Annotated in this window: 22 protein-coding genes; 6 read left to right on the top strand and 16 right to left on the bottom strand. The window is 65.0% G+C overall.

Features of this window, described 5'->3' with window-relative positions; genetic code table 11:
- Nucleotides 1-103 precede the first annotated feature (103 nt).
- The 10 genes from WMO64_RS11925 to dnaA form a co-directional block, all read right to left on the bottom strand.
- Nucleotides 104-880, bottom strand: coding sequence for an RsiV family protein (locus WMO64_RS11925; protein WP_349232131.1), 777 nt, complete (start codon nucleotides 878-880; stop codon nucleotides 104-106).
- 62 nt (nucleotides 881-942) lie between these two features.
- The gene (locus tag WMO64_RS11920) at nucleotides 943-1365 is read right to left on the bottom strand and encodes a PH domain-containing protein (RefSeq protein ID WP_294521864.1); all 423 of its coding nucleotides are present in this window, start codon (nucleotides 1363-1365) and stop codon (nucleotides 943-945) included.
- Between the two features lie 39 nt (nucleotides 1366-1404).
- Nucleotides 1405-1668, bottom strand: a complete 264-nt coding sequence (gene remB, locus WMO64_RS11915) for an extracellular matrix regulator RemB (RefSeq protein WP_294521867.1) — start codon at nucleotides 1666-1668, stop codon at nucleotides 1405-1407.
- A gap of 3 nt (nucleotides 1669-1671) precedes the next feature.
- Nucleotides 1672-1983, bottom strand: a complete 312-nt coding sequence (locus WMO64_RS11910) for a Tat pathway signal protein (RefSeq protein ID WP_349232130.1) — start codon at nucleotides 1981-1983, stop codon at nucleotides 1672-1674.
- Nucleotides 1984-1992: 9 nt separating this feature from the next.
- Complete coding sequence (locus tag WMO64_RS11905) at nucleotides 1993-2340, bottom strand: hypothetical protein (RefSeq protein WP_349232129.1); 348 nt, start codon at nucleotides 2338-2340, stop codon at nucleotides 1993-1995.
- A 697-nt stretch (nucleotides 2341-3037) separates the two neighbouring features.
- Nucleotides 3038-4141, bottom strand: coding sequence for a DNA replication/repair protein RecF (recF, locus tag WMO64_RS11900; protein ID WP_349232128.1), 1104 nt, complete (start codon nucleotides 4139-4141; stop codon nucleotides 3038-3040).
- A complete protein-coding gene (locus WMO64_RS11895; protein ID WP_006570970.1) occupies nucleotides 4138-4350 on the bottom strand; it encodes an RNA-binding S4 domain-containing protein in 213 nt (70 codons plus the stop codon). Before WMO64_RS11895 ends, recF begins: the two co-directional genes overlap by 4 nt.
- Nucleotides 4337-4798: an acyl-CoA thioesterase gene (locus WMO64_RS11890; RefSeq protein WP_294522733.1), complete on the bottom strand. Its 462-nt coding sequence runs from the start codon at nucleotides 4796-4798 to the stop codon at nucleotides 4337-4339. Before WMO64_RS11890 ends, WMO64_RS11895 begins: the two co-directional genes overlap by 14 nt.
- A gap of 2 nt (nucleotides 4799-4800) precedes the next feature.
- A complete protein-coding gene (gene dnaN / locus WMO64_RS11885) occupies nucleotides 4801-5913 on the bottom strand; it encodes a DNA polymerase III subunit beta (RefSeq protein ID WP_294522736.1) in 1113 nt (370 codons plus the stop codon).
- A 339-nt stretch (nucleotides 5914-6252) separates the two neighbouring features.
- Nucleotides 6253-7575 (bottom strand): chromosomal replication initiator protein DnaA, encoded by a 1323-nt coding sequence (gene dnaA, locus WMO64_RS11880; protein ID WP_294522738.1) that lies wholly within the window; start codon nucleotides 7573-7575, stop codon nucleotides 6253-6255.
- Between the two features lie 345 nt (nucleotides 7576-7920).
- Here dnaA and rpmH point away from each other — a divergent pair, with 345 nt between their 5' ends.
- The 6 genes from rpmH to WMO64_RS11850 all read left to right on the top strand — a co-directional run bounded on the left by rpmH (nucleotide 7921) and on the right by WMO64_RS11850 (nucleotide 11773).
- Nucleotides 7921-8055, top strand: a complete 135-nt coding sequence (gene rpmH, locus WMO64_RS11875; RefSeq protein WP_006570963.1) for a 50S ribosomal protein L34 — start codon at nucleotides 7921-7923, stop codon at nucleotides 8053-8055.
- A gap of 161 nt (nucleotides 8056-8216) precedes the next feature.
- Nucleotides 8217-8564 (top strand): ribonuclease P protein component, encoded by a 348-nt coding sequence (gene rnpA / locus WMO64_RS11870; protein ID WP_294522760.1) that lies wholly within the window; start codon nucleotides 8217-8219, stop codon nucleotides 8562-8564.
- Nucleotides 8561-8779, top strand: coding sequence for a membrane protein insertion efficiency factor YidD (gene yidD / locus WMO64_RS11865; protein ID WP_294522763.1), 219 nt, complete (start codon nucleotides 8561-8563; stop codon nucleotides 8777-8779). The genes rnpA and yidD overlap by 4 nt, the downstream gene beginning before the upstream one ends.
- Nucleotides 8780-8878: 99 nt before the next feature.
- Nucleotides 8879-10327 carry a YidC/Oxa1 family membrane protein insertase gene (locus WMO64_RS11860; RefSeq protein WP_349232127.1) on the top strand — a complete coding sequence of 483 codons (1449 nt, stop codon included), beginning with the start codon at nucleotides 8879-8881 and terminating at the stop codon, nucleotides 10325-10327.
- 32 nt (nucleotides 10328-10359) lie between these two features.
- A complete protein-coding gene (gene jag, locus WMO64_RS11855; protein WP_294522768.1) occupies nucleotides 10360-11151 on the top strand; it encodes an RNA-binding cell elongation regulator Jag/EloR in 792 nt (263 codons plus the stop codon).
- 127 nt (nucleotides 11152-11278) lie between these two features.
- Nucleotides 11279-11773 carry a hypothetical protein gene (locus tag WMO64_RS11850; RefSeq protein WP_349232126.1) on the top strand — a complete coding sequence of 165 codons (495 nt, stop codon included), beginning with the start codon at nucleotides 11279-11281 and terminating at the stop codon, nucleotides 11771-11773.
- Nucleotides 11774-12727: 954 nt separating this feature from the next.
- Here the strand turns inward: WMO64_RS11850 and WMO64_RS11845 are convergent.
- From WMO64_RS11845 to aspS, 6 genes are all read right to left on the bottom strand, one after another.
- A complete protein-coding gene (locus WMO64_RS11845; protein ID WP_349232125.1) occupies nucleotides 12728-14131 on the bottom strand; it encodes a regulatory iron-sulfur-containing complex subunit RicT in 1404 nt (467 codons plus the stop codon).
- A gap of 69 nt (nucleotides 14132-14200) precedes the next feature.
- Nucleotides 14201-15196 carry a DNA polymerase III subunit gene (locus WMO64_RS11840; protein WP_349232124.1) on the bottom strand — a complete coding sequence of 332 codons (996 nt, stop codon included), beginning with the start codon at nucleotides 15194-15196 and terminating at the stop codon, nucleotides 14201-14203.
- Nucleotides 15196-15519, bottom strand: a complete 324-nt coding sequence (locus tag WMO64_RS11835; protein ID WP_349232123.1) for a cyclic-di-AMP receptor — start codon at nucleotides 15517-15519, stop codon at nucleotides 15196-15198. The genes WMO64_RS11840 and WMO64_RS11835 overlap by 1 nt, the downstream gene beginning before the upstream one ends.
- A gap of 55 nt (nucleotides 15520-15574) precedes the next feature.
- Nucleotides 15575-16909 (bottom strand): aminotransferase class I/II-fold pyridoxal phosphate-dependent enzyme, encoded by a 1335-nt coding sequence (locus tag WMO64_RS11830; protein ID WP_349232122.1) that lies wholly within the window; start codon nucleotides 16907-16909, stop codon nucleotides 15575-15577.
- 1100 nt (nucleotides 16910-18009) lie between these two features.
- Nucleotides 18010-18831 carry a tyrosine-protein phosphatase gene (locus tag WMO64_RS11825; protein WP_349232121.1) on the bottom strand — a complete coding sequence of 274 codons (822 nt, stop codon included), beginning with the start codon at nucleotides 18829-18831 and terminating at the stop codon, nucleotides 18010-18012.
- 697 nt (nucleotides 18832-19528) lie between these two features.
- Nucleotides 19529-21328: an aspartate--tRNA ligase gene (aspS, locus tag WMO64_RS11820; RefSeq protein WP_294521522.1), complete on the bottom strand. Its 1800-nt coding sequence runs from the start codon at nucleotides 21326-21328 to the stop codon at nucleotides 19529-19531.
- Nucleotides 21329-21354 lie beyond the last annotated feature (26 nt).

Below are 21354 nucleotides of genomic sequence, written 5' to 3'. Positions count from 1 at the left end.
ACGCAGCTGCTGTTGGTTTTGAATATGGACTTGTATATGGGACCATGCCCTGCGATTGCTGCAAGGGACACAGGGCCCGGTCCGCTGTGCAAAAACACGGCCGTCAGTGCTCGGCCATGACCCCGGTGGGGATAATGACGGGGCCATAGGCCCCGATGGTCAGCTCATAGGTGGGGAAGCACAGGACGATCTCCCCGCCGTCCACCCAGAAGATCATGTCCTCCAGGCTGCGGCTGTCCACGATGTCCGCCGCGTCGTCCCACCAGCCCGCCTCCGGCTGGCCGGCCATGTAGGCCTTCACAAGCTCCCGCAGGGTGGCGGCCAGGGCGTCCGGGTCCTGGCCCGTCAGGTCGGCCAGACCCAGCTCCTCCCCGGTGGCCAGGTCGTAGGTGTAGCCCAGGCTGTTGCTGTTGTATACGCCCCCCATGTACCAGTCGGTGTCCATGCGCACGCTGAACAGGCCGCCCTCATTCTCCGTGACGGTGGCCTCCGCGGTGTTGCGCCACACCATCGCGTGGTCCTTGTTCAGGGGCACGTCCCCCACGTCCTTGACGAAAAATTCGTCGCAGTGGGCGGACAGGCTGTCGTTGACTGCCTGGGCCTCCTCCGTGTCCCCGGTGAGCTGCACCAGGTCGCAGTACCAGGACAGGGCCGTGGTGCCGTCGCTGTTGAGGACCGAGCGGTCCTGCCGCTCCACGGTGTATCCGGCCGCCCCGACTTCCTCCGGGCTCCCGGCCGGGTCGGGGGAGGGGGTGGGCGACTGGGCCGCCTGGGACGGCGCAGGTCCGCTCTGGCCGGCGGACGGGGCCTGACCCGCCGCGCCGCAGGCCGACAGCACCAGGATCAGGGCCAGAAAAAGGGGTAAACAGAGCCGTTTCATGGGTTGATTCCTCCATTCGCCGATGAAAACCCGGGTTTTCTCCCCCGGAGCAGGGGAGAAGCTCAGTCGGGGAAATCGCCGTCGTCTTCGTCCAGGCCGTCGTCCGGGCCGCCGTCCTCCTGGCCCTGTCCGCCCAGAAGCTCGGTGGTGCGCATGCGGCGGGACAGCTTCATCTCCTCCACCTGCCGGTGGAGCAGCTCTTTGACCTCCTTGGGGTGCTTGATGTTCAGCAGGTCCAGGTGGGGGGTGGTCTTGTCCGAGGAGTGGACGCACACCGTGCCCACGCCGAAGATCCGCTGAAACAGGGACCGCTTCAGCTCCAGATCCCGCACCCGGTAGAGGAGCACCTCCTCCTCCTTCAGGTTGAGCAGGCCGGTCTCCCGAAAGATCCGGTCCTCGCTGAGCCGGTACCGGGTGAAGGTGATGGGCAGGCCCAGAATCCGCTTCCGGTCCTTCCAGAGATAGGTGATAGGCGCTATTTCCATGGTCCGCGCTCCTTTCCTTGTGCTCCGGGATGCCCCGGGTCACTCAAAACTGTTGTTCTCCGCCCGGCGGAGCAGGGTGGCGGTGGCCATCTGGGAGAGGTAGACGGTCTGTCCGCCCTTCCTGTCCCCGCAGACCACAAAGGACTTGGGGATGTCCTCGCCCACCGACACCACCTTGCCCTCCTTCTCCGCCCGCTCCAGAAACTTCCGGGTCAGGTGGGAGGAGGAGGTATTGTCCAGGTCAAACAGGCCGATGACGTCCCGGTAGGGCACCACCACTGACTGTCCCAAATGCAGATACACGGCTCAGCCTCCTTTTCCGTCGTCGTCGATCACCCTGGGGTCCCACAGCCGCTTGTACAGCCGCCGGCCCAGGTACAGTCCCAGAAACGCCAGCGCCGCCGGCAGTCCGGGCACAAAGAGCAGGGTCTCCACGGGGGCGCCCTCCGTGTCCGACCAGCCGAAAAACCGGGCGAACAACACGGACAGCGTCACTCCAAGGCACACCAGGGGCGGCACCCACCGCCACAGCTTCCGCCGGGCAAACCGGTACGCCGCGTACTCCGCCGCCGCGGCCAGGGCCAGCGGCAGCAGGCAGAAGAGAATCAAAATGGGCATAATGCTCCCTTATTGGCCGTTTTTGGGGGTTGTACCGGCTTTTTTCCGGTCTATCAGCCTCAGAACGGCCCGTTTGATGTTGTATACCACCAGGAAGATCAGCAGGAGCTCAACGAAATACACCAGCCAGTACACCGCCACCGGCCCCACGCCCACGGCGGGGACCAGATTCACGGCGGAGGCGATGACGCCCACCACGCCCAGCGCCGCCGGGATGGCATACACCGGTTTTCTTCGGCAGAACGCGGTGAGGAACAGCTGGAGCAGGCCGCCCACCCAGAAGGGCAGGGACAGCACGAAGATGGCCGCCGCGCCGAACACCGCCAGCACTGGGGCCGCCAGAAGCAGATGGAACATGCCGGAACCCTCCTTTTTGTGGTCTGGGGGACATCTCTGGTTTGGTTTTCAAAGTCTTGCCCCTCATCAGTCACGCTTTCGCGCGACAGCTTCCCCCAGTGGGGGAAGCCTATGGGGCACGTTCTTATTAAGCCTTCCCCCTGGGGGGAAGGTGGCTGGCCTCTCGGGGCCCCCGCACGAGCCCAGCGCAGCGAAAATGGGGGCCCCACGGAAGGCGGAATGTCTTTCGTGGGGAGAGCCGGAGCAGTGGAGCGAGTGAGGCCTGCCGCTTGCGGCGGGACGAGGGATATGAAGCTTGCGAGGACGAGCCTCCGGCGGGGTACTTTTCTCCGGCGAAAAGTACCCAAAAGCCGCCATGGGGCAACAGGCGCGGAAGGGCCCTTTCAGCGCCAAACGCGCCCGTTTCCCCCTGGTACCCCCTTTCGGAGATGCGGATTGCGGCGGTGGTGTCCAAGAAGCCGCCATACTTGAGAGCAGTTACTATGCCGGTTCGGCTGGTTCGTATCGTAACTGCATCGCCCGAGCAGAGTTACCCGCCCAGACTTGTGAGCTGCTGCAATTCAAGGGGCGTTCTCAATGCCGCACGCAGTCTCTGCGCCGTATTTCAGCCTCCGGTCGAGGCAACCCAAGCCTTCCCCCTGGGGGGAAGGTGCCCCAGTGCGCACACTGGGGCGGATGAGGGGAACGTCCGAAACCCTCACACCAGCGCGCCGCTATGGATACGCAGCACTTTGCCGCCCTCCAGGTGCTCCAGCTTTTCGTCCTCACAGCAGGTGATGAACACCTGTCCGCCCTTGATACGGTTGAGGACGAAGCTCTGCCGCCGCTGGTCCAGCTCGGAGAGCACGTCGTCCAGCAGCAGCACGGGCCACTCGCCGGTGTCGCCGTAAAAGATCTCCCGGGCGGCCAGCTTGAGGGACAGCGCCGCGGTGCGGGTCTGGCCCTGGGAGGCGAACTGCCGTGCGGCCACGCCCCCCAGCTCCACGGTCAGGTCGTCCTTGTGGGGTCCGGACAGGCACTGCCGGGACTCCAGCTCCGCCCGGCGGTGGCTCTCCTGGTGAGCCATGAGGGCGGAGAGGATGTCCTTCACGCTCCCCTCCGGGTCCACGACCGTGCTCACCGTCTCGTACTTCAGCCCCAGCTCCTCCCGGCCGCCGGAGAACTCCCGGTGGATGGGGGGCGCGGTCTCCCGCAGGCGGCGGACGAAGTGGGCCCGGTAGTGGATGAGGATGGCCCCGGTCTGGGCCATGCGCAGGTTGAAGTCGTCCAGGGTGTCCAGCAGGGAGGGCTTCTCCTCCCAGTCCCGGAGGATGCGGGTCTTCTGCTCGTGGAGGCGGCGGTACTCGGCCAGGGCGGCGGCGTACCGGGGCCGCAGCTGGCAGATGCACTCGTCCAAAAACCGGCGGCGCTCCGCAGCCCCCTCCCGGATGAGCATCAAATCCTCGGGGCAGAAGAACACGGTGTTGAGCACCCCAGCCAGCTCCCCGGCGGTCTTCAGCTTCACGCCGTTGGACAGCATCTGCCGCCGGGCGCCTCTTGACAGCCGGGCCTCCAGGGTGAAGTCCCTTTCCCGGGAAAACACCTCCGCCTTCACAAAGGCGTGGTCCGCGCCGAAGGCGATCAGCTCCCGGTCGTACCGGGCCCGGCGGCTGGAGGCGGTGGACAGGTAGCCGATGGCCTCCAGCAGATTGGTCTTGCCCTGGGCGTTCTCCCCGCAGATCACGTTCACATCGGGGGAGAAAGCGGTCTCCAGGTGGGAGTAATTGCGGAAAAAGTCCAGGGTGATGGACTTTACGATCATACCACGGTCAGCTCCAGGCCGGGCAGGGTGACCACGTCGCCGGGGCGGATTTTCTTGCCCCGCATGGTGCACACCTCGCCGTTGACGGACACATCCCCAGCCTGGATGATGTTCTTGGCCTCGCCGCCGGTCTCGGCCACGCCGGAGAACTTGAGCAGGCCCTCCAGCTTGATGAACTCGGTGGTGATCTTCACTTCATGCTTTTCCATTGTGTTTCCTCTCTTCCGGATGGCCCAGCATGGCCGCCAGACGCTCGTACACCTCAGGCAGGACCTTTTTCAGGGCCACCGGGGCGCCCTTGGCCCGGTCGTAGAAAAAGTGTCTGGTCTCCCCCTCGGCCCTGAGGGTGCCGTCGGCGGTGCTGGTAAAGTCGTAGTGCAGGTCCACCCGGGCGGGGCTGAGCCGGGTGACGGTGACGGTGATGGCCACCGTCTCCCCGTAGGGGGTCATGGATTTGTAGCGGCAGTCCACCTCGGTGAGGGCGAAGTCGATGCCCGCCTCCACCGCCTTGTCGTAGCCCCAGCCCAGCTGGTCCATCAGGTCGGTGCGGGCCTCCTCCATCCAGTAGATGTAGTTGGCGTGGTGGACGATGCCCATGCCGTCGGTCTCATAGAACTGGACCTTTCGCAGATAGGGCTTGATTTTGATGGGCTCCACGGTTATTCGCCTGCCTTCAGCCGCACAGGCAGCACCATATAGAGGAAGTTGTCGCCCCCGTCGTCGGGCAGGATGACGCAGGGGGACACGCCGGTGGACAGCTCCAGCCGCACCCGGTCGGCGGGGGCGGCCTTGAGGGCGTCCATCAGGTACTTGTTGTTGAAGCCGATCTCCAGGCCCTTGCCGTCGCCGGACACGGGGCACTCGTCCCGGGCATCGCCGATGGCGGTCTTGGTGGAGATTTTCAGCAGGTTCTCCTCAAAGACGCAGCGCAGGGGGCTCTTGAGCTTGTCGCTGATGATGAGGGAGACGCGGTCGATGGAGGAGAGCAGGGCCCGGGTGTCCCCCTCGATGTGGATGGGGTTGTTGCGGGGCACGGCCTGGCGGTAGGCCAGGAACTCGCCCTCCAGCCGCCGGGCCACCAGCATGGTGTCCCCCACCTTGAACATGACGTGGCGGGCGCCCTGGGTCACCGAGGCGGGCTCGTCCACCTGGGAACAGATCTTCTCCACCTCGCTCAGGGCCGCGCCGGGCACCACGAAGGAGAAGGAGCTCTCGCCCTCCTTCTTGTCGATGGGCTCGTGGCGCAGGGCCAGCCGGTAGCCGTCCACGGAGACCACGGTCAGGCCGTTTTCGTCCACCTCGAAGAGGGAACCGGTATGGATGGGCCGGCTCTCGTTGTCGCTGACGGCGAAGAGGGTCTGACCGATCATGGCCTTGAGCCGCTCCTGGGTGATGACAAAGGAGTTCTGATACTCCACAGTGGGCAGCTCGGGGAACTCCTCCGGGTCGGTGCCCAGGATGTTGAACTCGCTCATGCCGCACTTGATGTTGACCATATAGTTCTCGGCGGTGAAGATAACGGTGTCGTCGGGCAGCTTGCGGATGATCTCGCCGAAGAGGCGGGCGGAGAGCACCAGGGAGCCCTGGCTCTGGATGTCGGCGGGGACAATGGTGCGGATGCCGGTCTCCAGGTTGTAGCCGGTGAGGCGCAGTTCGCTGCCGGCCTCCAGCAGGATGCCCTCCAGAGCGGGGATGGAGCTCTTGGGGGAGACGGCCCGGCTGGAGGTGGAGATGGCGGACTGGAGCAGGGCCTTCTCACAGGTGAATTTCATGGGATGGGACCTCCGTTTCCGTCTCTCCGCTCCCGCGGCGGACAGGAGAGGAGAGGCTATATAGATTCGTAGTAACCGTAGTAGGGAATGTGGATGTGGAAAAACTGCGCCAGCCTTAGAGCGGGAGGGCTTTGGCCGTCCACAGGGTATGTGGAGAAAATCCACCGCTTTCCACAGCCGTGGGGAAGGGCGCAAGTTATCCACATTTCCCTTTTCCACATGTCCACAGAATGTTGATAATTTTGATAGCCCTCTGTAATCACCGGGGTGCAGGAAATCCTGCATCAGAGGGTATTCGGCGGCCGGCCCTTTTCCGCAGGGAAAAAGGGCCCTATGGGCTTATTCGTACCGGGCGTTGATGTTGGTGTTCAGGTCCTTGATGATCTCGGCCACCTCGGCGTTGGACTTCATCAGGTTCTCGATGCGCTCGATGGAGTGCATGACGGTGGTGTGGTCCCGGCCGTCGAACTCCTTGCCGATCTCCTTGAGGGAAAGGGAGGTCATGCGCCGGATCAGGTACATGGCCATCTGCCGGGCGAGGGCGGTGTCCTTGGTGCGGCCCTGGCCCCGGAGGGCGTCGTTGTCGATGTTGTAGAATTTGCAGACCTCTTCGATGATCACGTCGGCGGAGGGCAGGAACTCGGCCTTCTCCTTGAACATGTCCCGGACGGCCCGGGTGACGGTGTCCACGTCCACGCTCTCGCCCATCAGTTCCTGGAAGGCCAGGATCTTGTTGACGGTGCCCTCGATCTGCCGCACGTTGGATGTGATGTTCTCGGCGATGTACTTGAGCACGGGCTCGGGCAGGTTCATGCCCCGGCGGATGGCCTTGTTCTTGATGATGGCCACACGGGTCTCATAGTCGGGGGGCTTGATGTCCACGGGCAGGCCCCACTCGAACCGGGTCTTCAGCCGGTCGTCCAGGCGGAGCATCTCCTTGGGGGGGCGGTCGGCGGTGAAGACGATCTGCCGGCCGGCCTCGTAGAGGTTGTTGAAGGTATGGAACATCTCCTCCTGGGAGCTCTCCCGGCCGGCGATGAACTGGACGTCGTCCATGAGGAACACGTCGGCGGAGCGGAATTTCTCCCGGAACTCCTGGTTGCGGCCCTCCCGGATGGCCTGGATCAGCTCATTGGTGAAGGCGTCGCCCTTGATGTACACCACCCGGAAGTCGGGGTGGGTGGCGTGGATGCGGTGGGCGATGGCGTAGAGCAAGTGGGTCTTGCCCAGGCCGGACTCGCCGTAGATGAACAGCGGGTTGTAGCTCTTGCCCGGCTTGTCGGCCACGGACAGGGCGGCGGCGTGGGCGAATTTGTTGGATGAGCCCACCACGAACCGCTCAAAGGTGTACTCCTCGGTGCCGGGCAGGAAGGTGCTGTCCACGGGTTTGGCGGCCTCGGTGAAGTGGTCCAGCTCCCCTTCGCCCAGGACCTCCACCTGGAAGTCGGCGGCGAAGAGCTCGTGGAGGGCCTTCTGGATGACGGGGACATAGCGCTTGCGGATGATGTCCCGCTTGAAGTTGGTGGGCGAGTGGATGACGAAGCGGTCCTCCTCCAAGGCCACGGCGGTGCAGTCGTCAAACCAGGTGTTGATGGCTGTGGCAGTCATGTCCGCTTCCATGAGGGAGAGAACCTTGGCCCATATGTCGGCCGGTGAATTCACGGGTGAAACCCCCTTTTGCAAAAAAATGCGTCTCTTTGAGTATACCAAAAAAATACCTCCCTAGCAATGTTTTTTGCGCCTACACATCTATAAAGAACTAAGGGGATTTGTGGCATTTTTCGATACACCCACAAGATATAGTGGGATGGAGAAATTTTTTCTGTTTTCCTTCCAAAAATAGTAGTTGACAGGGGATTTTGTTTTCGGTTATAATAGCCAGTGCACTATTATACCCGGTTTTTGGGTGTAAAGGCATGCCAATTGACGACCGCGGCCGGGCTTTTTTTGCCGGCCGTTGTGGAGGGCGGCTCCGGCCGCTTTTTAAACGAACAGGAGGTGTACACGATGGTTCGTACCTATCAGCCCAAGAAGCGTCAGCGTTCCAAGGAGCACGGATTCCGCAAGCGTATGCGTACCGCCAACGGCCGCAAGGTCCTGGCCCGCCGCCGTGCGAAGGGCCGCGCCCGCCTCACCCACTAAGGTGGCAGCGGAAAAGAAAATAGGGCTTTTTTGAGGGGCGGAGGAGCTATATCCTTCCGCCCCTGCGCAGCATGCGGACAAATTCGCCCTGTTTTCCCTCTTTTCCCGGCGGGGGAGGGGGCATCCCTCCCCAAAACCCGTTTCTAAAAGGAAGGCGCAGCATGGATCACACGGTCTCTCTCAAACTCAATCACGAATTCCGGCGGCTCTACGCCAAGGGAAAGAGCGCCGTGAACCCCTGCATGGCGGTGTACTGCCGGAAGAACCGGCTGGGCTACAACCGGCTGGGCTTCACCACCGGCACCAAGCTGGGCAAGGCGGTGGTGCGCAACCGGGTCCGCCGCCGCCTGCGGGAGATCTACCGCACCAACGAGGACAAGATCCGCCCGGGGTACGACATCGTGGTGGTGGCCCGGGTCCGGGCCTGCCACAGCCGGTACGCCGAGCTCCAGCGGCAGTTCCTCCGCACGGCGGACAAGCTGGGCCTTCTCAGCGGGAGCGGGACATGAAGGGGCTGCTGCTGCACCTGATCCGGTTCTACCGGCGCAGCATCTCCCCCCTGCGGCCCCCCTGCTGCCGCTTCATCCCCACCTGCTCGGAGTACGCTCTGGAGGCGGTGGAGAAGTACGGCGCGCTCAAGGGCGGCCTGCTGGCCCTGCGGCGGCTGCTGCGGTGCCAGCCCTTTCACCGGCAGAAGTCCATTGAGTACGACCCGGTCCCCTGAGGCGGAGCGTCCGCCCCGGAGCCGGGCCGCCCTTTTGGCGCCCTGACGGGAGAGGTATCCCCCTTTTCAGCCCCGAAATTTTACTTTGGAGGCCATTCAATGCAAGGAATTCAGCTTCTCCTGACCCCCTTTGTATGGGTCCTGATGCTCTTCTATGAGCTCTTTGACAACTACGGCATCGCCCTGATCCTCTTCGCCGTGCTGGTCAAGGTCATTCTCTTCCCCCTGTCCATCAAGGCCAAGCGGTCCATGATCCAGATGAACATGCTCAACGGCCAGATGCAGAAACTCCAGAAAATGTACGGCAACAACCGGGACAAGTACAATCTGGAGGTACAGAAGCTCTACGAGAAGGAAAAGGTCAACCCCATGGGCGGCTGCCTGTGGAGCCTGCTGCCCCTGGTGATCCTGCTGCCCCTGTACGCCATCATCCGCCAGCCCCTGACCTACCTGATGAACCTGACCCCCGATGTCATCGCCGAGGTGGCCCGGGTGGTGGACTGGAACAACGCCGCCGTGTCCGCCGGCTGGATCAAGGAGGCCGCCGACTTCGTCAACACCGGGTACAACCAGCTCTACCTGGCGTCCCTCATTACCCCCGATAACATCGGCGCCGTCCAGGCCGTGGCCGAGGGCACCCGTGTCATTAACTTCAACTTCCTGGGCCTGAACCTGGCCCAGATGCCCCAGTGGCAGTTCTGGACCTGGAGCAGCGTGGACTGGGCCCACATCGGCCTGTTCTTCATGCCCATCGTGTCCGCCGCCTCCGGCCTGGTCTTCTCCTTCATCACCATGAAGACCAACGCCATCAACCGGCAGGCCGACAACGCCGCCGCCAACTCCACCAACCGCACCATGCTCATCATCTCCCCCCTCATGTCCCTGTGGATCGGCTTTGCCATGCCCGCGGGCCTGTCCGTGTACTGGATCAGCCAGAACGTGCTGTCCATGCTCCAGGAGTTCCTGGCCGGCAAGCTGCTGAAGAAGGACTATGAGAAGGCGGCCGAGGCCGCCGCCCGCCGTGAGGCCGAGGAGAAGGAAGAGGAGAAGCGCCGCCGGGAGGAGGAGCGGGCCGAGCGTGCCCGCCGCATCGAGGAGGCCAAGAACAACAAGGGCAAGAAGAAGGCCCCCAAGGCCCCCAAGGACCCGGATGAGGCCAAGATCCCCGCCGCTGTCCGGGAGGCCAGCCGGGTGGGCATCCGTGCCTATGCCCGGGGCCGGGCCTACGACCCCTACCGCTTCAGCCCCGACGGCCCCACGCCCTATCAGGAGCTGAACGGCACTGTGGTGGAGAACGCCCAGGACAAGAAGCTGGAGCACAAGTCCGACGCCCGGGAGGAGGCCGCCCTGGAGCAGGCCGCCGACCAGCTGATCGTGGACGAACTGAAGGCGGAGCAGGCCCCCGCCGCGCCCGCCCAGGCCCCCGCAGAGGAGCCCGCTGAGGCCCCTGCCCAGGAGGACGGCACCACCCAGGCCCCCGGCTTTGAGACCCCCCACTATGACGCCCCCAACTACGACGCTTCCGGCGAGGACGGAAAGCAGTCCTGACACTTTTCCTCAAAAAGGAGAGAAAACAGCGCATGCTGAAGTATATTGAGAGCACCGGCCGCACCGAGGAGGCCGCCATTGAGGCCGCCCTCCAGAAGCTGGGTATGGACCGGGACGACGTGTCCGTGGAGGTGCTGGAGCGGGCCAAGACCGGCTTCCTGGGCATCGGCGCCTCCCCGGCCAAGGTGAAGGTGACCTACGAGGCCCCCGACGAGGAGCCCGTGGCCGAGGAGAAGCCCGCCGAGGCCCCCGCCCCTGTGGCGGAGGAGGCTCCCAAGGCCGCTCCGGAGGCTCCCAAGGCCCCTGTGGCCGAGGAGCCCAAGGCTCAGCCCGCTGCCGCCGCTGTGGACGGCGACGAGCGCGCAGAGAAGATTCAGACCTTCCTGACCGGCCTGCTGGCCCACATGGGTTCAGACGCGGTCCCCTCCGTCACCCTGGGTGAGGAGAACACCTATGAGGTGGAGCTGCTGGGCGAGCACCTGGGCGGTCTGATCGGCCGCCGGGGCGAGACCCTGGACGCCATCCAGCAGCTGACCAACTACGCCGTCAACCACGGCCAGTCCCACCGGGTCCGGGTCCACGTGGACGCCGAGGGCTACCGCGCCAAGCGGGAGGAGAGCCTGGCCCGTCTGGCCCAGAAGGTGGCGGGCAAGGTGGTCAAGTACCGCCGGAACGTGACGCTGGAGCCCATGAACGCCTACGAGCGCCACGTGATCCACACCGCCCTTCAGGACTACCCCGACGTGACCACCTACTCCACCGGCACCGAGCCCAACCGCCGCACCGTGGTGGCCTACAGCCGGGGCGAGCACCGGGGACAGTAAACGCCATAACCCGCGATAAAAGCGCCGGAGACATCAGTCTCCGGCGCTTTTTGCATGGGGGGATTGCTCCGCCGCCCTGGGGCGTGGTATCCTATGGCTGATACAGCGTTGGAAAGGGGAGAGGACCTTGAGGGACACGGACCACGGGGCGGATTTTTCCGCCCTCCGGGACCAGTACCGCCGGGCCCGGAGGCAGGAGCGGGACAGGATGGCCGCCTATTTCAAGGCCCTGCCCGACTTTGACACCGGTCCCCGCCCCGGCGGATCGGGGATCGGGCGGTACACCTCGGGCCGCCGTCTGGCCCCGCCCTACGACCTGCGGGATTGGATGTGGGTGTGCGTCCGGCGTGGGGAGACGGAGTTTCTTCTGTCCCTCCAGACCTTTGACCGTGACCCAAACTCGGGCAACCTCCACGCCCTCACCGACCGCATCGGGGTGTACGCCTACACCGGGGCCTACTCCGCCGCCGACGCCCAGGAACAGATGAAGATCACGCCTCTGGAGCTGCCTCTGAGCGGGGCGGATCTGGATACCCTGGCGGAGCTGCTGCGGGCGCTGAGCGACTGCGCCGGGGACCAGGAGGCATACCGGGCCGTGTGCCGGAAGTACGGCCTGGTGTAGGGCGGCTTTTGGCCTTTCCGCTCTCCGCCCCTTGTCCTTGCAGGCTGCACGATGTCCGCGGTTCCCCTCATCCGCCCCAGTGTGCTCACTGGGGCATTGAGACGGGCTACACAGGCTTCCCCCGTTGGGGGAAGCTGTCACGCGAAAGCGTGACTGATGAGGGGGACTGCGGCGGTGAGCAGGGGCTTTCCCCTCATCCGTCTGGCCTGCGGCCAGCCACCTTCCCCCATGGGGGAAGGCTTAAAACTCACCCTATAGGCTTCCTCCACCAGGGGAAGGCCTGCCTCGGGCAGTGTCTGAAACACGGCGCAGAGACTTTGTGCGGCATTGAGAAAGGTCATTGAATTGCAGCAGCTCACAAGTCTGGGCGGGTAACTCTGCTCGGGCCATGCAGTTACGGCGCGCTGGGCACCGAACCGGCATAGTAACTTCTCTCAAATACGGCAGGTGATTGGACACCGCCGCCGGACCTCGTCCTCGCAAGCTGCGTATCGCTCACCCCGGCATAAATGCCAGGGCTCGTTCACTCCGCTGCTCGTCCTCTCCCCACCGAACCCACTTCGCTGGGCTTCGGCGGGGCCCCCGGGAAAGGGGGTACCAGGGGGAAACGGGCGCATTTGGCCCTGGAAGGGCCCTCTGCGCCTGTTGCCCCATGGCGAGCTTTGCCTACTTTCCCTCGCTGGAAAGTAGGCCGTCGGAGACGTCGTCGCCGTAAGTGCCATATCCCTCGCTTCCGCCTGAAGGCGAAAGCTCGCTCATTTTACTGCGGCTCCTCTCCCCGCGAAAGGCGTTCCACCTTCCGCGGGGGCCCCATTTACTGCGCTATGACCTGCCTTTCCCCTCATCCGTCTGGCCTGCGGCCAGCCACCTTCCCCCAGGGGAAGGCAAACACAGGGGAAGGCAAAACAAAAAAACGCGGCGTCTCAAGACGAGACGCCGCGTTTGTATATTTCTTTAGCCCTGGGGCGCAGGGGGATTGCCGCCGCCCTCCCCCTTGGGGCGGGGACGGTATCGGCGGTGGCGGTGCCGGGTGGACTTCTTCTCGCCGCCCTCGGCGGCGCCCTCGGTGTTCACCGTCTCGGCGGGCTTGGTCTCAGCCTTGGGCCTGGGCTGCTGCTGGGCCTGCTGAGGAGGCCGCTCCTGCTTGGGCTTGTCCCCTCTGGGCCTCTGCTGGGGCTTGTCCGGCCGCTTCTCCTGCTTGGGCTTGCCCTCGGGCAGGGCCTTGGGCTCGGCCTTCTTCTGCTCGGGACGGGGCTTGCTCTCCTGCTTCTTCTGGGGCCGGGCCTCCTGGCCCTGGCGGGCAGGCTGCTCGACCTTGCCCTCGCCGCCCCGGTTCCGGTTCCGGCTGCGGCTCCGGCCGGGCTTGGCGCCCTCGGCCTGCTTCTCCCCCTCGGCACGCACCGAGGCGGTCAGCCCCAGACCGGTGAGGGCGGTGCCCAGGCTGCTGCGCAGCCGCTCCTCCGGGTCCTCCGGCGGCGGGGTCACCTTGCGCAGCTTGGCCAGCTCCTCCGGCGGCGGGGGCACATACCCCTCCGGTCGCTTGCCCTTGCCGTTGCGCACCACGCAGATCTCGCAGTTGTGGAAGCAGCGGGGGTTCTCCGGCGCGTCGTCCAGCCGCACCTTCACCGTCTCCCGCAGCAGGTTCACCTGGGACACAGTGCCCACGCCCTCGGGGGTCTCCACAAAGCTCTCGTTCTTGGGCATCCGCTTCACCGCGTCCTCATAGGCGTCCTGCTCGTACTTCAGGCAGCACATGAGCCGCCCGCAGGTGCCCGAGATCTTGGTGGGGTTGAGGGACAGGCTCTGGGTCTTGGCCATCTTGATGGACACGGGCTGGAAGTCGTCCAGGAAGGAGGCGCAGCAGAAGGGACGGCCGCAGATGCCCAGGCCGCCCAGCATTTTGGCCTCGTCCCGGACGCCGATCTGCCGCAGCTCGATGCGGGTGTGGAACACGCCGGCCAGGTCCTTCACCAGGGCGCGGAAGTCCACCCGGCCCTCGCTGGTGAAGAAGAAGAGGATCTTGTTCCCCTCGAAGTTGTACTCCACCTCCACCAGCTTCATGTCCAGCCCGTGGGCGGCGATCTTCTCCTGGCAGATCTGGAAGGCCTTTTTCTCCTTCTCCCGGTTGCGGGAGACGATGTCCAGGTCTTTCTCCGTGGCGATGCGCACCAGGGGGCGGAGGGGGGGCACCACGCTCTCGTCCTCCACCATGGTGTTGCCCTTGGCGCACTCGCCGTACTCGATGCCCCGGGAGGTCTCGATGATGACGCCCTGTCCGGCCCGGACCTGGGTGCCCCTGGGGTCGAAGTAGTACTCCTTGCCTCCGCTCTTGAAGCGGACGCTGATGATTTCGGTCATAGGTACCTCCAGCGCCCACCTGGGCGCGCGTTCAGAATAGGGCCGCCCGATGGCGGCGGAAATGGGCCCTTACCCCCGGCAGCGGGCCAGGGCGGCGCACAGCCAGCCGGCCAGGTGTCCCGCGCCCACGTTGAAGGCGCAGGAGGCGCGCAGCTTCTCCAGCACGTCCACGGCGGAGAGCAGGGCCCTGGGGGACAGGGCGCGGGCGGCGTTGGCAGCGGCGGCGCGGCGGTCCGGGTCGGTCTCGCCGCAGTCCCCGCCGGTCTGGAGCACCAGGGCGTGGCGCAGCAGCAGGACCCCCTCGGAGAACAGGGCGGCCAGGCTGTCCCGGTCCCACTTCTCCAGGGAGATGCAGAATTCCATCAGGGCCAGCTCGTCCCCGGCGGACAGCCGGGCGATCAGCTGGGGGGCGGCAGTGCGGGCCTGATCGTCGGCGCCGGCGGCGCCCTCCAGCTCCTCCACGGCCCGGCCCAGCAGGCCCTCGCACCGGCGGGCGGCCTGGGAGAGAGCCTCCCTTGGCCTGTCCGGATACTTGCCCATCAGCCAGGCCTCCGCCTCGGCCTCGGTCACCGGGGAGAGCGTCAATGTCTCGCACCGGGACCGGACGGTCTGGAGCAGGGCGGCGGCGTTGTCGGTGAGGAGGAGGAAGGCGGCGTAGGGCGGCCCCTCCTCCAGCAGCTTGAGCATGGCGTTCTGGGCGCTGGCGTTCATGGTCTGGGCGTTTTCCAGGATGTACACCTTGCGCCCGGCCTCGTTGGGGCGGATGTATGCGTCGGCCCGGAGGGAGCGGATCTGGGCCACGTTGATGTCCTTGCCGTCGTCCCCGATGACGGAGATATCCGGGTGGATGCCCCCCATGGCCTTGCGGCAGTCGGGGCAGGAGAGGCAGGGCTTGTCCCCGCCGCCCCTGCATACAAAGGCAGCGGCCAGGACCCGGGAGAGCGTACGCTTGCCCACCCCGGCCGGACCGCTGAGGATGTACGCATGGGACAGGCCCCGACGGGCGGTCTGGGCCTCCAGCTGCCCCTTGAGGGCGGCGTTGCCCGCCAACAGGCTCAGGTTCATCAGACGCGCTCGAACCGCTCGATGTCCACCACGAAGATGGTGGCGCCGCCCACCAGCACTTCCACCGGCATGGAGGGGTAATACCCGTAGCTCATCTCGGTGGTGGTGGGGATCAGCTCCTTGCGGCTGTGGGAGTGCTCCTTGATGATGTCGATCACAGCCTGGACCTTCTCCTCGTCCACGCCCACCAGGATGGTGACGTTGCCCGCCATGAGGAAGCCGCCGGTGGTGGACAGCTTGGTGGAGGAGAAGCCTGCTTTGGTCAGGGACTGGGTGACGGCGTTGGCGTCGTCCCGGTTGATGATGGCAAGAATCAGTTTCATGGTAATCCCTCCTAAAGGAACAATGAGAGAGAGGGCGGGCCTGCCCGCCACACACTTACAGGCAGAGCACCCGGCAGCCCTCTTTTCCCATATTATAACCTATCTGCGACAAATATGCGAGATGTTTTTTCCCGATTTCCTCCCCGGGGGCCACCACGGGCACCCCCGGCGGATAGGGGGCGATCTGCCCGGCGGACACCCGGCCCTGGGCGGCGGCAAAGGGCACGGTCTCCCAGGGGGCGAAGCGGGCCTGTCTGGGGGAGCACACCAGCCGGGGCAGGGGGGGCGGCGGCGGGAAGGGATTGTTCTCCGGGGGCGGCGGATTCACCCGGGAAATGGCCTGGGAGAGCCGGGCGAACTCCTCCGGGCCGTCAGCGCAGGTGGGGATGAACACCACATGGCCGGCGTCCGCCATCTCGGGCCACACCCCCAGTTTTTCCAGGGCCTCCTGGACGGCAAAACCGTCCCCGGTGCGCAGCACGAACCGGGTGGGGTCCAGGGGGGCCATGTCCTCGGTCAGGGCGGGGAAGCGCCGCCGCAGGTCTGCCGTCAGCCGGGCAGTCTCCTCATAGGCCGGTTTGCCCTCGTCCTCCATCCAGGCCCGGGCCAGGTCCAGGCTGGCCATGAGCACGTAGGAGGGGCTGGAGCTGCCGTACAGGGAAGCGGCGGAGCGCAGGTCGCCGTGGGCAAAGCCGCTGCCTTTTCCCGACAGCAGCAGGGCGGTCTGGCCCAGGGCGGGGAGTGTCTTGTGGGCGGACACCACGGCCACGTCCACTTCCTCCATGCCCCTGTACCCCAGGAAGGGCAGGTGGGCGCCGTGGGCCGCGTCCACCACCAGCTTTCCACCTCTGTGGTGAATCAGGTTGGCCAGAGCGGGCAAATCCGACAACACACCGTAATATGTAGGCGATGTAATACAGACAGTCTTGATTTCCGGGTGGGAATTCAACAGATTTTCCACGTCCTGTGGAGAAACCGGGCCGGTGACGCCGGCCTCCGCCAGCCAGGGACGGGGGAGAAACACGGGGTGCAGGTCCAGCAGGGCCAGGGCGTTGTACACCGACCGGTGACACCCCCGGTCCAGCAGCACGGCGTCCCCGGGGCGGCAGGTGAGGGTGAGGGCGGTCAGCATGCCCTGGGTGGAGCCGCCGGTGAGGAACAGGCACTCCCCCATATGGAGGGCGTCCCGCCACAGGTCCTCGGCCTCCTTGATGGGCCCGTCCCCGGAGAACAGGTCGCCGGTGGGGGGCAGCTCGGTGAAGTCGATGGCCGCCAGGGGGGTGAACGCGGGGGCGGGCATGGCGGCCCCCTTGTGGCCGGGCATGTGCATCCGCAGGGGGCTTTGGGCGGAAAAGGCCCGAAGGGCATCGTAGAGGGGGGTGGGTCCCATGGCGTCATCTCCCGGAAGCGTTTTCTCCAGTATACCAGAACCGGCCCCGGCCCGCAAGGCGGTGCCCATGGCCTTTATTAAGAGTCCGTTGTACCAGCGCGGGGAGAAAATAGTGCGGCACCCCAAGCCTTTCCCCTGGGGGAAAGGTGGCATTTGCGGAGCAAATGACGGATGAGGGGAACCGGTCATAGCGCGGTAAATGGGGCCCCCGCGGAAGGCGGAACGCCTTCCGTGGGGAGAGGACGAGCAGCGGAGTGAGCGAGGCCTGCCGCTTGCGGCGGGACGAGGGATATGAAGCTTGCGAGGACGAGCCTCCGGCGGGGTACTTTTCTCCGGCGAAAAGTACCCAAAAGCCGCCATGGGGCACAGGCGCGGAGGGCCCTTTCAGGGCCAAACGCGCCCGTTTCCCCCTGGTACCCCCTTCGGGGACGCGGCTTGCGGCGGTGGTGTCCAAGAAGCCGCCCAACTTGAAAGTAGTTGCTTGCCGGTTCGGCGCCCTGCGTGCCGTTCCCCTTCTGCCCGAGCAGGGTTAGCCCCCAGACTTGTAAGCCGCTGCAATTCAATGACCGTTCTCAATGCCGCACCCAGTCTCTGCGCCGTGTTTCAGCTTTTCCCCCAGGCAAGCCTTCCCCCTGGGGGGAAGGTGCCCCCGAAGGGGGCGGATGAGGGGGACGGCAGCTTACAGTGCCACAAATGGGCCTCCGCATTAGCCCGGCGAAGCAAAAGATGGGGCAGGCAATACACTTTTGATGGTGAAAGGGTCAGGTTTCGCTCCGAAAGCGCAGAATAGACGGCAAAAAGCCGGCCTGTCAGACAGGCCGGCTTTTTGCCGGGAAAGAAGGAAAGAAGAAACGCGGCCCGATCGGCGGAACTTGCTCAAGGCTCCGTCCGGGCTTGGGAAGAGTCAAAAGAGAGAGGTATCATCTCTGTTGACATGCATATGATACCCAATCAAGCTGAAACCAGTCTGAAAAAAATGGGAACATTTTATGAACGGAGAAGGCCACTTTGTGAATATTTTTTGAAAAGCCGTCCTCCGGCGGGAAAATCCTGCCGGAGGACGGCTGAAAAGGCCAAAATGCGGCCCAATATGGCGAAATTTACTCCAGATAGATGCCCTGCAGGCGCTCCAGCTTCCGGTTGTTGAGGCCCATGGGGCCGGTGAGAAAGGCGTCCATGGAGCCGAACCGCTGGTCGATCTCCTCCAGCAGAAGCGCCAGGTTCTGCCGGTCCACGCCCGCGGTGGCCTGGATGGCGGGCATGAGGGCCTCGGCGTCGCCGGGGCAGTTCTGCCGGGCATAGGCCTCGGCCTGGGCCAGCTCGTGGGCCAGATACCGGTTGGTGAGGAGGAAGTCCTCCAGGATGGCCTCCCGGTCGGCCCCCAGGGCGGAGAGGAGCAGGGCCGCGGCGATGCCGGTGCGGTCCTTGCCGGCGGTGCAGTGGAAGAGGAGGGCGTGCTCTCCGTCGTTCTTCAGGGCCAGGTCCAGGAAGGCCCGGTAGGCCTCCAGCCCCCAGGCGGTGAAGAACATCTCACAGTAGGACCGGTTGCTGAAGGTGCCCGACCTGGCCATGGCCAGCAGCAGGGCGTTGAAGTCGCTCCGGTCGTGCTCCGCCACCGAGCGGGCGGCCTGGCTCATACCGCCGCCGTTCTCGTCCAGCACCAGCAGGTGGTAGAAGGAGGTGCCCCGGAAAGCGGGGTCGGGCCGTGCGCCGGCCTCCTTGAGGGTGCGGAAGTCGGCCACCCAGGCCAGATGGTAGTCCTGGGCAAGGATGCGGCGGTCCTCCTCCGTGGCCTCCCACAGGGCGCCGGTGCGCAGCAGCAGCCCCTTCCGCACCTGTTTTCCGCCGGCGGCGGGAATGCCGCCCAACTCGCGGGCGTTTTTCACTCCGGTAAGACCGATGGATCTGGGCAGTTGGGACATGAACCGTCACTCCTTTTTTTCTGTGGCAGGAAACTGTGGCATACGAGGGGTTCACCTCATCCGCCCCAGTGTGCGCACTGGGGCACCTTCCCCCCAGGGGGAAGGCTTAGAACGCATCCCATAGGCTTCCCCCTGGGGGGAAGCTGTCACGCCAAAGCGTGACTGATGAGGGGAATTGCGGCGTTCAGCGGAGACTGAAACACGGCGCAGAGACTGCGTGCGGCATTGAGAAAGGTCATTGAATTGCAGCGGCCCACAAGTCTGGGGGCTAACCCTGCTCGGGCAGAAGGGGAACGGCACACGGGGCACCGAACCGGCGTGGTAACTGCTCACAAATACGGCGGGTGATTGAATTTTGCCGCCGCCGGACGCGTCCTCGAAGGGGGTACCAGGGGGAAACGGGCGCGTTTGGCCCTGAAAGGGCCCTTCCGCGCCTGTTGCCCCATGGCGGCTTTTTGGTACTTTTCGCCGGAGAAAAGTACCCCGTCGGAGACCGTTCCTCTCATCTTTGCAAGCTTGAAGGCCCTCCCCTCATCCGCCATCGTCCTCGCAAGCTGCGTATCGCTCAGCCCGCCGCAAGCGGCAGGCCTCGTTCACTCCGCTGCTCGTCCTCTCCCCACACGACCCGCTTCGCTGGGCTCGTGCGGGGGCCCCGAGAGGCAGCCACCTTCCCCCCGGGGGGAAGGCTTATGGGGCCTTATTCGGCAGTCTCGTCCTCTTTCTTGGTGCAGACGATGTTCAGCTCGTCCAGCTGCTTGGGGTCCACAAAGCTGGGGGCGCCCATCATCAGGTCCTGGGCGTTCTTGTTCATGGGGAAGGGGATAACCTCCCGGATGGAGTCCTCGCCGGAGAGCAGCATGACCATCCGGTCCACGCCGGGGGCGATACCGGCGTGCGGGGGGGCTCCGTAGGTGAAGGCGTTGTACATGGCGGGGAACTTGGCCTTGACGTCGTCCTCGCCCAGCCGCACCAGCTGGAAGGCCTCGATCATGATCTCTGGGTCGTGGTTCCGGACGGCGCCGGAGGACAGCTCCACGCCGTTGCACACCAGGTCGTACTGGAAGGCGGTGATGGACAGGGGGTCCACCTCACCGGCGGCGGCCTTTTTCAGGATATCCAGTCCGCCGTTGGGCATGGAGAAGGGGTTGTGGCAGAACTCCAGCTCGCCGCTCTCCTCGCCGATCTCGTACATGGGGAAGTCCACGATCCAGCAGAACTCGTAGGTCTCCTTGTGGAAGTGGTCGGGGCACAGGGGGGCCAGCATCTTGATGAGCACGCCGGCGGTCTTCTGCGCCGAGAGCTTCTTGCCGGCGGTCAGGCCCACGAAGGTGCCCTTCTCCAGGCCCAGGGCGGCCACCACGGCGTCCTTGATGGGCTGGACGAACTTGGCGATGCCGCCCACGATCTCGCCTTTCTCGTCGTAGCGGAACCAGTAGACCTTGCCGCCGGCCTGGACCTCCACGTCGGCGCACAGCTTGTCGATCTGCTTGCGGGTGGCGGAGAAGCCGGTGACCTTCACGGCCTTGACGGTGTTGCCCTCAAAGGGGCCGAAGCCGCAGGCACCCAGGGCCTCGGTGGCGTCCTGGGCGGTCAGGTCGATGCGCAGGTCGGGCTTGTCGGAGCCGTAGGTCTCCATGGCCTCCAGGTAGGGGATGCGCTTGAAGGGGGCGGAGGAGGCGGAGTCGTACTTGCCGTACTTGGCGAAGATGGGGGGCAGCACGTCCTCCAGCACGGCGAACACGTCCTCCTGGTCGGCAAAGGCCATCTCCATGTCCAGCTGGTAGAACTCGCCGGGGGAGCGGTCGCCGCGGGCGTCCTCGTCCCGGAAGCAGGGGGCGATCTGGAAGTACTTGTCGAAGCCGGAGGCCATCAGCAGCTGCTTGAACTGCTGGGGGGCCTGGGGCAGCGCGTAGAACTTGCCGGGGTGCTTGCGGCTGGGCACCAGATAGTCCCGGGCGCCCTCGGGGGAGGAGGCGGTCAGGATGGGGGTGGTGATCTCCATGAAGCCGTGGGCGGTCATGGCCTGCCGCAGGGCGGACACCACGTTGCAGCGGAGGACGATGTTATTCTTCACCTCCGGGTTGCGCAGGTCCAGATAGCGGTACTTGAGGCGGGCGGACTCGTCGGCCTCACGGCTGCGGTTGATGGGGAAGGGCAGCTCGTTGTGGCGGCAGCGGCCCAGCACCTCGATCTTCTGGGGCACAACCTCGATGTCGCCGGTGGGCAGCTTGGGGTTCTTGCTGTCCCGCTCCCGCACCACACCGGTGACCTGGATGGTGGACTCCTTGTTCAGGGCCTTGATGGTCTTGACCATCTCCTCGGTCTCGGCCACCACCTGGGTGGTGCCGTAGAAGTCCCGCAGCACCAGGAAGCCCAGGTTGGCGCCCACCTCACGGAAGTTCTCCAGGAAGCCGGCCAGGGTGACGGTCTGTCCCACGTGCTCCATGCGGAGCTCCCCGCAGGAGTGGGTGCGGTAGTAGGTTTTGGCATTTGCCATGTCAAATCAACTCCAAATTGTAATAT

This window comes from Pseudoflavonifractor intestinihominis (assembly GCF_040096055.1).
Taxonomy (GTDB): domain Bacteria; phylum Bacillota; class Clostridia; order Oscillospirales; family Oscillospiraceae; genus Pseudoflavonifractor; species Pseudoflavonifractor intestinihominis.
This window is presented reverse-complemented; position numbering and strand designations above follow the sequence as displayed.